This window comes from Nocardia arthritidis, assembly GCF_011801145.1.
Classification (GTDB): domain Bacteria; phylum Actinomycetota; class Actinomycetes; order Mycobacteriales; family Mycobacteriaceae; genus Nocardia; species Nocardia arthritidis_A.
Genome location: NZ_CP046172.1, coordinates 9,427,516 through 9,439,956 on the forward strand (window position 1 = coordinate 9,427,516; position 12,441 = coordinate 9,439,956).

A 12,441-nucleotide genomic window follows, 5' to 3' on the forward strand; every position below is an offset into this window, starting at 1 on the left:
ATGTCATGGTCGCGGTGCACACTGTGCACATGAGTGACTCCCCCGCCGCGACGCTGTTCGACACCGAGATCGGCAGCTGCGCCATCGCCTGGAGCGCGACCGGGGTGATCCGGTTCCAGCTGCCCGAGGCGACCCCGGCGGCCACCCGGACACGAATCCTGCGCCGCCGCAACGGAATCGAAGTCACCGAGCAGACACCGAGCGGCCCGATCGCCGACGCCATCGCCGCCATCCGCGCCCACCTGGCGGGCGAACTCACCGACCTGCGCTGGATCCCCTTGGACACCAGTGGAATTCCCGAATTCAACCGCGCCGTCTATACGGTGACCCGTGCCATCGACCCGGGCCACACCCTCAGCTACGGGCAGGTCGCGGACCGCATCGGCGCCCCCGGAGCCGCCCAGGCCGTCGGACAAGCCCTCGGCCGCAACCCGATCCCGCTGATCATCCCCTGCCACCGCGTCCTCGCCGCCGACCACGCCCTACACGGCTTCTCCGCCCCCGGTGGCCTCGAAACCAAGATGCACCTACTGGCGATCGAACGCACATCCGGTTTCGGCGAGCCGACCCTCTTCTGACGACTCGGCGGCATGGTTCCGGCCAACCGGCGATCGCCTGCCACGGAGCGTCCACCCGATGGTGAGGGCGGCGAGCGTCCCGATAACTGCGGCAAACGCGGCGACGGCGCTGAACAGCGAGGTGACGTCGGCGGCTATGCCAACGCCTAGGACGGGGAAGGCGACACCGCAGTAGAGGCAGACGTTGAACGCCGCCGACAGCTCGGCTCGACGGTCCGGCGGGGCAATGCGATTGAGTTCGGCTTGGGTGCTGAGGAAGGCGAGCCCGAGACCGATTCCGTCGAGTACCGCGCTGGTCGCCAGCCACCGCGCCGACTGGGTCGGGAAGGCGATGACGAGCGCTATCAGACCCGCGATGAGCAGGGCGAATCCGGTCGGTTCCGCGATTCGGTCCGGAATCGAGCGCAGCGTCGACTGTGTCGCGGCCGCGGTGGCGAGCATCAGGAAGGCGACCGCCCCGAGAACCGCGAGGTTCCGGGTGCCGAGCAGCTCGACCGCATACGACGGGACGACCGATGTGTACAGTGCCCCGACCGACCAAGCGGTGAAGACACCGATTCCGATGCGGGCGAACCGGATTCGGATTTCTGGTGGTATCCGGGGCGACGGCTTCGCAGTGCCGGGGCCGCTCGGCAGCGGCCAGTCACCGGTGGTGGACACAGCGGCGGCGATGGCGAGCAGCGCCACGGTCTCGATCGAATAGCTCAGCACCGACGGTGACGGCGCGTATTGGGCGAGCAGTCCGCCCAGCAGCGGACCGACGGCTCCGCCGCCCGCGACGGCCGAGGTCGCGACCGAGGCGGCCCGTCCACCTCGCGTATCCAATTCGACCAGCGCGGCGGTCGCGGCGCCGGTGGCGATGCCGACTGCCATGCCCTGCACGGCACGACCGGCCAACAGCCCCGCGGTCCCGGCGGCCATGGCCAGCAGCATCGAACCCACCGCCGCACCGAGCAGGCCCGCGACCACCAAACGCCGCCGCCCGAAACGGTCGGCAAGTCGGCCGCCGATCAGCAGAGTCGGGATCAAGGCCAGCGCGTAGGTGGCGAAGATCGTGGTCAGCATGGTGTTCGACAGGCCGAATCGGTTCCGGTACAGCACATACAGCGGGGTCGGGATCTCGGTTCCGGCGATCAGGGCCAGCAGTGCCGCGGCCGTCGACCAGAATGCGGCGTCGGTGCGGCGGGACGTGGTACTCGTTGCGGACATGTGATCGACAGTGCTGATCACCCACCCGTCGGGTCTGGTCGTATTCGGACATGGGCGCAGGTTTGTCCGGATCTGTCCGAGGTCGCCGTCCCGTGCCGAACCATTATGGGGAGATGGGTGAGTTCACAGGGGTGGTGACGACCGGCATCTACTGCCGACCAGGCTGTGCCGGCCGGCCGAAACCGGAGAACGTGCGGCTGTTCACCACGGCCGCCGCGGCCGAGGCGGCCGGGTTCAGGGCATGTCTGCGGTGCCGTCCATATCGCGGTGCGCCGCCAGTTGGCCCGCCGGGAGCCGAATTGGTTTGCCGCGCAGTACGTTTGATCGTCGATGGAGCACTCGACGGGCACGGTGAAGCCGATCTCGCCGCGCGGCTCGGGGTCTCGGCGCGCCACCTCCGGCGCCTGTTCGCCGCGACGCTGGGCCTGAATCCGGATCAACTCGCTCGCTCGTCGCGGGCCCATTTCGCACGGCGACTGCTGGACGATACCGACATGTCGATCGTGGATGTGGCCTTCGCGGCGGGATACGGGAGCGTCCGCCAGCTCAACCGCGCCTGCCGGGAGATCTTCCACGCCCCGCCGAGCGAGCTGCGCGCTCGACGGCGCACCTCCGACCGCCTGATCGCCGACGGTGGAGTGCTGCTGCGGCTGGGATACCTGCCCGCGCCGGAGCATGGAGCCATGCTCGACTACCTCACCGCGCACGCGATTCCGGGCGTCGAACATGTCACCGATAACGTCTACCGACGCACCATCCTCTCCGGCCGACGCCCCGGCGTGCTGGAGATCATCGCCGACCCCTGCGGCGACCTATTCCTACGCGCTCACGTGCCCGACCTGCGCGGGCTCATCCACCACGTCCAGCGCGCACGCCACATCTTCGATCCCGATCACCGCCGGACAACAGCATCCCGGCTCGCCGAATCTTCGGTGTCATCGATACCCGGCACCTGGGATGGATACGAAACCGCCGTACACACACTCATCGCTCGCGACACCAACGCCGCGAACACCCTCACCGGCCGCCTCGTCACCCACTACGGCACCCGTGTCCCCGGTTTACACCCCATGGGCCTCAGCCACCTGTTCCCGCCGCCGCCCACACTGGCCGAAGCCGACCTGACCGCCATCGGCCTACCCCACGAAACAGCCCGCACGATAAAGGAATTCGCCCGCGCAGTGATATCCGGCGCGATCCTCCTCGATCGCAGCCAACCCCTCCTCGCCCTCCTGGCCTCCCTCACCGCCCTACCCGGCATAGACCCGACAACCGCCCACCGAATAGCCCACCGCCTCGGCGAACCCATACCTCGTCTCGCTTGACCAAGCCCCAAAACCCCGACAGCACAGCCGCATTCCACGACTTAAACCACCAATCAATGCGCGGGCGTCGTCCCACCACCCGAGCACCATCATGGGCTCCTACGCTCGAAGGCGGCGACCGCCCAGACCGGAACGAGCGCCACGGCTGATCCGGTAATCGGCTGCGGCCGTGGTCAATTCGAAGGACCAGCTGTCGTGCTAGAGGGTGGCACCGAGGGCAGCGCCGCCCGCACCGCCGAGCAGGCCGCCCGCGACGCCGCCGGCCAGAGCGGCCGGAATGCCGAGGGCCGCGGCGCCCGCGACCGCGCCGACGCCCGCGCCGATCGCGGCACCCGCACCGGTGCTCGCGGCGGCGACCGGCCAGGCCGCGACGAAGGCCGCGCCGACGGCGGGGAGGGCGCCGGCGCCGGCGGAGGGGACACCGGCGACGGCGGCGGCGATACCGCCTGCGGCGGCGGTACCCGCGACACCGACCGCGAAGCCGATTCCGGCACCGACACCGGCACCGATCGCGGCGCCGCCGACACCGCCGAGCACCGCGGCGGGGATGCCCGCGACGGCCGCGCCGGCTAGCGCACCGCCGACCGCGCCGGCGGCGGTCGCGGCGGCGATCTTGTCGGAGCGGGATGGATTGATGCCGATGGACCGGCCGCCGGTGGCGATCGCCGCCTCCGCGGTGGCCGCGGTGCCGTTCACGCCGTCGAGCAGTTCGTTCGGCACCTCGTTCGGGACCGGGCTGGTGAAATCACCGATGCGCAGGGTGCGCGGCGGCGGCGCGATCGGGGCCACCGGCGCCACCGGCTCGGGTGCGTGCAACTGTTGCGGCTCGATCGGCGGCGCGGGCTGATTCTGCGGCATCGGCCGCGCGTTCTTCAGATTCTGCGCCGGATCCGTCTCGGACTTCGGCCGCTGCGGACCCGGGGCGGTGACTCCGGGTTGGCTGAGCGAACGCTCCGGTCCCGGCGCGCTCGGCGCGGTGACACCGGGCTGGCTGGGCGACTGCGGCTCGGCGACCGCCACCCCCGCGCACGCCACCGCGACCACCAGCGGCAACGCACCCACCACCGGACGCATCGCCCCCCGAACCGCCGAGCTGTTCACTTTTCGATGACGAGCCACGTCGAAACACCACCATCAGGATTGAGGAAATCGGCACGTCCCCGCGCACCGTGCCACGCACGATAACCATTGCTGAGCGGATGCTGTCAAATTGAAACTCTCGAATACACAGCCCGGAAACACTTCTCCTTTACCCGAAGTGCTGGCGAATTGTCCACAGCTACCCCCAGATTCCATCACCCCGGATCGATAGCTGAAAGGTGACTGAATCCACTCTTCAGGCGATCCGGTCGCGACCATCTACCCAACACACCGATCACCGCGACCTCGGGTCGTACTTTCGGCCGTACTCGGATCGCACTCGAGAGGTAGACGCACGCGACTCCCGGTCGATTCGGAACACCCCCGGCCGGTCGCAGAATCATGCGACGAGGGTTCGAGGAGGCGTTGGGCATGGCGGATATCACCGCGGGGCTCCGGCAACCCGGCCGGTCCACGACAGCGGAAGAACATCAGAACATTCCGAAAGTAGCTTGGGGACCAATACTTTTGGTCGCAGGCGCGGTGGGCACGGCACTACTCATCGCCAGCCGCGATTACGGCTATTTCTTCGACGAGGCGTATTTCGTTGTCGCGGGCCGCGATCACCTGTCATGGGGTTACTTCGATCAACCGCCGCTGGTCCCCGCGCTGGCCGCGCTGATGGACCGGATCGCACCGGGTTCGCTGCTCGTGCTGCGTCTGCCCGCGACGCTGGCGGCGGTCGGCGGCATGATCGGCACCGCGCTGATCGCCCGCGAATTCGGCGGTGGGCGAGGCGCGCAGCCATTGGCGGCCTTCGCCTACGCCTGTTCGATCTGCGTCACGCTGGCCCACTGGCTCGCGACGTATTCCATGGATCCCGCGTGTTGGGTCCTGCTGATCTGGCTGATCGTGCGCTGGACCCGGCTGAATGCCGAAGGGCGCGCGAATGATCGGCTGCTCCTGTACGCCGGATTGATCACCGCGGTCTCGCTGCAGATCAAATTCCTCGTCCCGGCGCTGTGGGTGGCGCTGTTCAGCACCGCGCTCGTCTTCGGACCACGACGCATGCTCGGCCGTCCGGCCCTGTGGCTCGGCGCCGCCGTCGCCACCGCCGCCACGGTGCCGAATCTCATTTGGCAGCAACACAATAACTGGCCGTACACGCATATGTCCGAGGTTGTCGCCGCCGAGTTTCCGGGTCTCGGCCGCTTCCTCTGGGACAGCGCCGTCGGCGCCGGATTGGCGGTCGGACTGCCACTGGTCGCGGTCGGGCTGCCCGCACTATTTCTGGTCCCGCGTTGGCGGCCATATCGTTTCGTCGCGGCGGCGCTGATCCTCGTCTTTCTCGGCTATCTGGTCATGCACGGCCGGTCCTATTACGTATGTGGCCTTTACGCAGCGCCTTTGGCGGCAGGCGCGGTGATCGTGACCGGACTGTGCCGCCGCGTGTCGATCCGTGCGGTCGTCGCGACGGCCGTCGCTGCGGGGACCATACTGTTCGTCGCGGCGATACCGATATATCCACGGTCGGTCGCCGAGCGACTTCCGGACACCGATGTGATCATGACGGCGCGAGGCTTCGTCCGGTCCGATACGATGGTCGGCGATTTCTCGGATATCGTTGTGGCGGCCTACGATTCGCTTCCCCCGGAGATGAAGCCGCATATCGCGATCGTCGCCGAATCGTACCCGTTCGCCGCCATCGTCGACCTGTATCGCGGGAAGACCGGCCTCCCCCGCGCGTACAGTCCGCACCGAGGCTATTACTACTTCGGCACCCCACCCGAAACCGCCACCGCCATACTGTATTTGGGCACACCGACGCCGACCCTGACGGCCGCTTTCACCAGCTCCGAAACCGTAACACCGGACCTCGCAACGCTTTTGGTCGGACGCAAAACGCCATGGACCACACTCTGGCCGCAGCTACGCGCTCAGTGAAGCGCGGATCACTCCCCCGGCGACTCGCCCCGCATCAGCGCGGCCAGCGACTCCCGATCGGTCACATCCATTTTGATGCACGCCCGGTACAGGTGCCCCTCGACGGTGCGCACCGAAACGGTAAGCCGGTCGGCGATCTGCCGATTGGACAACCCCGCCGCGACGAGGTTCGCGATCTCGCGTTCCCGCGCGGTGAGGGGCAACGGTTGGGCGGCTTGCCGCAGGGCCGGGGTGCTGGCGCCACCGCAGGCGGCGGCCAAACGGTTTGCCGTGGCGGCGGATTCGAGTAAGCGGCGGCGGTCTCCGGCGCGTTCATGCGCGGAGGCGGCCTGAGCGGCGGCGTCGGCGGCCGAGAGCAGCGCGCCGATCCGCTCGAATTCGGCCGCGGCGGCGTCCAATCCGGGACCGTCGTGGGCGGCGAGCGCCACCGCATGCCTGGACTGGATCTGGACCAGCCGCCCATCCACCTTGGCGGCGAGGTCGGCGAGCCGCCCCGCGACGGAGGCGTCGCCGAAGCGAGCCGCGGCATGTAAGGCGAAGGCCTCGATAGCATGCTGGTGGGCGCGTGCGGCGGCATCGGCGGCACCCATGGCCAAGCGGATGGCAGGTGTGACCGTGCCTTCCGCGGCCGACAACCACGCCCTGGCGATATCGAGTTGCGGTTCGTACACCGCGCTGTGCCGCCCGCCCCTCGACGTCGCCTCGGCAATGGTCTCGGCGGCCTCGGTGGCCCGCCCCAGCGCCGAATACGCCTCGGCCAGACGGATTCTCGCCGGAAACATCCACGCCGACGCACCCTCGGCGGCCAGCGCCGCCAGCGCCTGCTCGAGATGTTCGATACCGTCCGGGAAGCGCCCCTGCGCCACATCCACGGTGCCCTGCAGAATCTTCGACATACCCCACGCCACGTACTGGCCCGGCGAGGAGTATCCGAAATATGAAGTGGCACAGCGCCGCGCCGCCTCGAGATCACCGATGAAGGTGAGCGCGAGCACCTCGGCATGCGCGGACATGAACAGGTTCAGCGCATCGATCTCGTCCTCGACCTCGTGGCCGCGCGCCGCGTACTCCCGGGCCGCCTCACCCTTGCCCATCAGCGCCAGCGCCAGCCCACCGCCGAAGGCCGCCCACCAAACCGCCCACGCCGGTGCGTCTTTCATCGAAATGACCCGTTCGGCCAGCGCGAAACCGTCGTCCAACCGGTTCTCGTTCACCACGCACGCCGAGGCGAGCCCGTCGAAGGTCGCCGCGATCTTCGGATGCGTCGCCTTACTGCGCACCAGCGCGAGCACCCGATCGGCGCGATCCGCATCGCCCATGGCCCACAACAGATTAGCCACCCGGGTGCTGCCCCAGCGGGCCAACTGCACCTGATTCAGTTGGTCCGGATCGAAGCTGGCCAGCATGCGCTCGGCCTCGATCCGGTGGCCCTGCCACAGCAGCGCACGCGCCAGCAGATCGGCCGCCTCCAACCCGCCCTGCCGCTCCACCGCGGCCCGTGCGAACCGTTCGCCCAGCGGCAGATTCGCCAACCCGATGGCGTCGGCCGCGGCCGCGACGAACAGCTCGAGATCCGCCGATTTATCGCTGTCCAAGGCCAATTCGGCCAATCGGATGCGGTCGGCCGCCGAATTGATCGGCCGCTCCCGCAGCGACGAATACAGCCGCCCGCGCAGCCGCCGGGCCGAAGCGATACCGAGCCTGCGCCGGATCACCTCACCGAACAGCGGATGGTTGTATCGCACGGTCAGCTGGTGCGTATTCTCCACAACCCTTATGACGCTGCGGTTTTCGGCCTGTTCCACCGCTTCCTCGCCGGCCAGTTCGGCCAGCACGTCCAGATCGATCGGCTCACAGAACGTCAGCAGCTCCAGCACCCGCAACACCGGCTCCGGCAGCTGCTCGACCCGATCCTCCAGCAGCGCGGCCAGTTCCGAGGTCACGGCCGCGCGTCCGCGCAGCTGCCACACCCCGTTCACCTGGCGCAGCGTGCCCGCCTCCAGCGCGCCCTCCACCAAATGCCTTAGGAACAGCGCATTCCCGCCCGAGGACTCCCACATCAGGTTGGCGGTGAAACCCTCCAGCTGCCCGCCGAGCATCTCCTCCACCAGCTGCACGCTCTGCCGTTGGGTGAAGGGGCGCAGATCGATCCGCAGCAGATGCCCGTCTTTCCACAGCGAGGTCACCGCGTCGGGCACCGGCACCCCGCTGCGCACCGTCGCGACGATGTGCGCTGCCTTGTCGATCGCCAACTGCAGCAGCAGCGTTGCGGACAGTTGATCGAGCAGATGTGCGTCGTCGACGCCGATGATGGTGTGCCCGTCGGCCAGCAGCGCCTCCCGCGCCGCCGACATGAACGTCACCGGATCGTGCGCGGTATAGACGCCGACCATATGCGCGAACACCCCGAGCGGAATGCTGCGCGCCGACTCCGTCCCGGCCACCCAGCGGACATTGCCGCCGACCGCGGCCGCAACCTGTCTGGCCAGCGTTGTCTTGCCGACTCCTGCGTCACCGGTGAGCACGACCCCCATGTGCTCCGGCCCGGTGAGCGCAGCGCGAATCGCGTCGAATTCGCCCACGCGCTCGATCATCGGCCAGTTCCGAGCCATACCTCTACTGTAGTTGGCCGCCGATCATGATCGAAGCGAACACCCAACGGCCGCACCGGGTTCGCAAATTCGATCGCATGTGTCATAGCCGACCGATATGGTCGTGACACCTCCCTTCCGAGCGGTGACAGCCGGTTCGACTGTCGCCGTCAGGAAAGGAGGTGAATGGGAGATGGGTAAACACCGGAAAGAGGAGCCGGCGAACCCGGCAGTCTGGTTTGCGGCCACTGTCGCGGCCGCCGGGCTCCTCTACATCTTGGTTCGATTGAAGCGGACTAAGTAACCCATTCGGATAGGGTGCCGTGAGGAGCGGTGCCCTATCCTCTCCAACCATCACTTACGTGACGAACTCATTCTACGTGCTCGAACCCGATCAGGTCAGCTGATTTCAGCCGAGCACATCGTGCCGCACGATCGTCTCGTCGCGACCGGGCCCGACACCGATGCAGGAGATCCGCGCACCGGACAGCTCCTCCAACCGCCGCACGTACGCCTGCGCGTTGGCGGGCAGATCCTCGAAGGTGCGCGCCCCGGAGATGTCCTCCCACCAGCCGGGCATCTCCTCGAAAATCGGCTTGGCATGGTGGAATTCGGTCTGCGTCGTCGGCATCTGCTCGACCCGCTTGCCGTCGATCTCGTACGCGACGCAGATCGGCACCGTCTCCAGGCTCGACAGCACGTCCAGCTTGGTGAGGAAGTAATCGGTGACGCCGTTGACCCTGGTCGCGTAGCGGGCGATGACTGCGTCGAACCAGCCGCAGCGCCGGGCCCGGCCGGTGGTGACGCCGACCTCACCGCCCGCCTTGGCCAGGTACGTGCCGTGCTCGTCGAACAGTTCGGTCGGGAACGGTCCGGAGCCGACGCGGGTGGTGTAGCACTTGAGAATGCCGAGCACCGTGCTGATCTTGTTCGGCCCGATGCCCGCGCCGACCGCGGCGCCGCCGGAGGTGGGGTTGGACGAGGTGACGTACGGGTAGGTGCCGTGGTCGACATCGAGCAGGGTGCCCTGCGAGCCCTCCAGCAGCACGGTCTCGCCGCGCTCCAGCGCCTCGTTCAACTTCAGCCTGGTGTCGGCGATGCGATGCTTGAAGCTCTCGGCCTTGCCGAGCACCTCGTCGACCACCTGCTGCGGGTCGAGCGCCCGCCGATTGTAGATCTTGACCAGCACCTGATTCTTGAATTCCAGTGCGGCCTCGACCTTTTGGGTGAGGATCTTCTCGTCGAGCACATCGGCGACGCGCACGCCGACCCGGGCGACCTTGTCCTGGTAGCAGGGACCGATACCGCGGCCGGTGGTGCCGATCTTCTTGTTGCCGAGGAAGCGTTCGGTGACCTTATCGATGGCGACGTGGTACGGCATGATCAGGTGCGCGTCGGCGGAGAGCAGCAGGCCGGAGGTGTCGACATCGCGCTCTTCCAATCCGGCGAGTTCGTCGAGCAGCACACCGGGATCGACGACGACGCCGTTGCCGATGACATTCGTCACGCCCGGGGTCAGGATGCCGGACGGGATGAGGTGCAGGGCGAACTTGGAACCGTTCGGCAGCACGACCGTGTGGCCCGCATTGTTGCCACCCTGGTATCGGACCACCCATTGCAACCTGCCGCCGAGCAGATCGGTTGCTTTGCCCTTGCCCTCGTCGCCCCACTGGGCGCCGATCAGCACGATAGCCGGCATGGAGATTCTCCTACGAGTCGACAGGCAACATCCCGGGAGCTGGCAGCCGACGGAGCCGGCGGGGTGTAAACACCGATGTTGCAGCTACCTGCCGTACTGAGGCGGTGGCCGGAAGCACAGTCTAGCCGACGGGTCGGCACCGTCATCGAAGCGACTCCGCCGCCCCGCGCCCGCTAGGCGAGCGCCTCGCACAGGAGCTCGGCCCGGCGCGGGCTGAGGGCGGGCTTCGCCCGGCAGCGCCCGCTAGGCTCGACAACCGTGTAACCACTGCCCGCGCGGCTATGGTTGCACCCGAACAAGGCATTTACGTGGCGTGGACCGACGGGTGTCGGACGGACCGAGGAGGGTGTACGGCAGTTTGAGTACCCACGTTCTCCGCTGCGACGGCGCACCGGTTCCGATCGCGCTCGCGGCGCTGCCGACCACTCAGACCTCAGCCATTCCGGAGACCGGTCACATCGATGAGCTGTTGCCGGTGCTCGCGGCCGACAGCCTGCCCCGGCTGATCGTCCTCGGCGAGGATGCCGGACTGGCCGCGGTGCTCACACATCTGATGCGCACCGAACGATTGCATGTCGAAATCGGCTATGTGCCGATCGATAAGACCTACGGCTCGCGCGCCTACCAGACCGGCACCGGTAACGCGGCCGCCAAACTGGCGCTGGAGGGCCGGGCGACGGAGACGCCGCTGATCCGGGACGACACCGGTAAGGTACTGGTCGGCCGGGCCACGATCACCGGTGTCGACGGGGGAAAGTTGGAGGGGGAAGCGTACGTGGACGACACTCAACTGTTTTCGGGCCGGGTGACGGCGATGCATATCTCGCCGACGCTCGACCTACCCGGCGTGCGGGCGACAGTTCAGCGCGGCATGTGGAAACGCCGCTGGGTGGAGGGTCGCGCCGCGCAGCTGGGCACGCCGGGTGCGGTCGTCGTCCGCGACGGCATCCGCTCCGACCGCACCGTGCCGCGTTCCAGCTTCTACCGGCACAACGAACCCTGGTTGCTGGTCCGATGAATTACGCGCAGCGTCGCAATTCGGGGCTCAGCGCCGTGCGGCCGAGCCCGATCTTCCTGCTGGTGATCGTCGCCGCGGTGGTCGGCGGCGCGGTGGCATGGGATGCCGCCGAATGGGATTCGACGCAGGCCAGGATCGGCGTCTTCGTCATGGTGGTGTTCGGCTGGATCTTCTCGCTCTGCCTGCACGAGTTCGCGCACGCGTACTTCGCGTGGCGGGCCGGTGATCACGAGGTCGAGCTGCGCGGTTATCTGACGCTGAACCCGCTCAAGTACAGCCATCCGCTGCTATCGATCGTGCTGCCGATGGTGTTCATCGCGCTCGGCGGATTCGGTCTGCCGGGCGGTGCGGTCTATGTGCACTCGCATAATTTCAGCCCGCGCACGCAGCGATTGATCAGCGGTGCGGGTCCTGCGGTGAACGCCCTGTGCGCGATCGTGCTGTTGCTGGTCGTACGCTTCGCCGGCGAGCAGTACGCGCATCACGCGTTCTGGTTCGGGCTGAGTTTCCTTGCCATGCTGCAGATCTCGGCAACCCTGCTGAACATCCTGCCGATTCCCGGCCTCGACGGTTACGGCATCCTGGAGCCATCGCTGAGCTATCAGACAAGGCGCTCGCTGGAGCAGTTCAAGGCATTCGGCATGCTGCTGCTGTTCATCCTGATATTCACGCCCGCGATCAATCACTACTTCTTCCAGTTCGTATACGGTCTGTTCGAACTTTCCGGCGTACCGCGGGAATGGTCGCAATGGGGTGGCTACCTCGTCCGGTTCTGGACCTGACCCACCCCTGCCGCCCAGGCATCGCCGCGGTCGATTAATCTATCGAGGTTTGAATCGCCGTCCCGTCGGAAAAGTAATACCTACCAGGCGGTTTCGTACGTCGCCGTGCGCTGACCGTAGCAACCATCCGGTTGTTCATAATGTCCAGTGGACACATCATGTCGGCCCAAGGCACACTCGGCGCCGGTTACATCCAACGCCCATTGCACCGCGGC

9 protein-coding genes are annotated in these 12,441 nt (G+C 67.4%); 5 read left to right on the top strand and 4 right to left on the bottom strand.

The annotated features are described in order from the left end of the window. The first annotated feature begins 29 nt into the window (after positions 1 to 29). The gene (locus tag F5544_RS42915) at positions 30 to 578 is read left to right on the top strand and encodes a methylated-DNA--[protein]-cysteine S-methyltransferase (protein ID WP_167478431.1); all 549 of its coding nucleotides are present in this window, start codon (positions 30 to 32) and stop codon (positions 576 to 578) included. Here F5544_RS42915 and F5544_RS42920 read toward each other — a convergent pair. Continuing rightward, positions 528 to 1,787 carry an MFS transporter gene (locus F5544_RS42920; RefSeq protein WP_167478432.1) on the bottom strand — a complete coding sequence of 420 codons (1,260 nt, stop codon included), beginning with the start codon at positions 1,785 to 1,787 and terminating at the stop codon, positions 528 to 530. The two genes, F5544_RS42915 and F5544_RS42920, sit on opposite strands and share 51 nt — an antisense overlap. Before the next feature lie 113 nt (positions 1,788 to 1,900). Between F5544_RS42920 and F5544_RS42925 the strand changes: the two genes are divergently transcribed. Further along, entirely contained in the window at positions 1,901 to 3,112 is a 1,212-nt protein-coding gene (locus F5544_RS42925; protein ID WP_167478433.1) for a helix-turn-helix domain-containing protein, read from the top strand. A gap of 198 nt (positions 3,113 to 3,310) precedes the next feature. Here F5544_RS42925 and F5544_RS42930 read toward each other — a convergent pair whose 3' ends face one another. Next, on the bottom strand, positions 3,311 to 4,186 hold the full coding sequence (locus tag F5544_RS42930) for a hypothetical protein (RefSeq protein ID WP_238846953.1): 876 nt from the start codon (positions 4,184 to 4,186) through the stop codon (positions 3,311 to 3,313). Between the two features lie 549 nt (positions 4,187 to 4,735). Between F5544_RS42930 and F5544_RS42935 the strand changes: the two genes are divergently transcribed. Then, complete coding sequence (locus F5544_RS42935; RefSeq protein WP_167478435.1) at positions 4,736 to 6,136, top strand: glycosyltransferase family 39 protein; 1,401 nt, start codon at positions 4,736 to 4,738, stop codon at positions 6,134 to 6,136. Between the two features lie 8 nt (positions 6,137 to 6,144). Here the strand turns inward: F5544_RS42935 and F5544_RS42940 are convergent, their stop codons facing one another. Both F5544_RS42940 and F5544_RS42945 read right to left on the bottom strand, forming a co-directional pair. Continuing rightward, on the bottom strand, positions 6,145 to 8,748 hold the full coding sequence (locus F5544_RS42940) for a helix-turn-helix transcriptional regulator (RefSeq protein ID WP_167478436.1): 2,604 nt from the start codon (positions 8,746 to 8,748) through the stop codon (positions 6,145 to 6,147). A 388-nt stretch (positions 8,749 to 9,136) separates the two neighbouring features. After that, positions 9,137 to 10,426 (bottom strand): adenylosuccinate synthase, encoded by a 1,290-nt coding sequence (locus F5544_RS42945; RefSeq protein ID WP_167478437.1) that lies wholly within the window; start codon positions 10,424 to 10,426, stop codon positions 9,137 to 9,139. A 358-nt stretch (positions 10,427 to 10,784) separates the two neighbouring features. Between F5544_RS42945 and F5544_RS42950 the strand changes: the two genes are divergently transcribed. Both F5544_RS42950 and F5544_RS42955 read left to right on the top strand, forming a co-directional pair. Further along, positions 10,785 to 11,444, top strand: a complete 660-nt coding sequence (locus tag F5544_RS42950; RefSeq protein WP_225726057.1) for a hypothetical protein — start codon at positions 10,785 to 10,787, stop codon at positions 11,442 to 11,444. After that, positions 11,441 to 12,226, top strand: a complete 786-nt coding sequence (locus tag F5544_RS42955; protein ID WP_174867526.1) for a site-2 protease family protein — start codon at positions 11,441 to 11,443, stop codon at positions 12,224 to 12,226. The genes F5544_RS42950 and F5544_RS42955 overlap by 4 nt, the downstream gene beginning before the upstream one ends. Positions 12,227 to 12,441 lie beyond the last annotated feature (215 nt).

Excerpts from the sequence above, each read along its gene's own strand:
- F5544_RS42915 (WP_167478431.1), top strand. The coding sequence starts at position 30 with ATGAGTGACTCCCCCGCCGCGACGCTGTTCGACACCGAGATCGGCAGC.
- F5544_RS42920 (WP_167478432.1), bottom strand. The coding sequence starts at position 1,787 with ATGTCCGCAACGAGTACCACGTCCCGCCGCACCGACGCCGCATTCTGG.
- F5544_RS42925 (WP_167478433.1), top strand. The coding sequence starts at position 1,901 with ATGGGTGAGTTCACAGGGGTGGTGACGACCGGCATCTACTGCCGACCA.
- F5544_RS42930 (WP_238846953.1), bottom strand. The coding sequence starts at position 4,186 with ATGCGTCCGGTGGTGGGTGCGTTGCCGCTGGTGGTCGCGGTGGCGTGC.
- F5544_RS42940 (WP_167478436.1), bottom strand. The coding sequence starts at position 8,748 with ATGGCTCGGAACTGGCCGATGATCGAGCGCGTGGGCGAATTCGACGCG.
- F5544_RS42945 (WP_167478437.1), bottom strand. The coding sequence starts at position 10,426 with ATGCCGGCTATCGTGCTGATCGGCGCCCAGTGGGGCGACGAGGGCAAG.
- F5544_RS42955 (WP_174867526.1), top strand. The coding sequence starts at position 11,441 with ATGAATTACGCGCAGCGTCGCAATTCGGGGCTCAGCGCCGTGCGGCCG.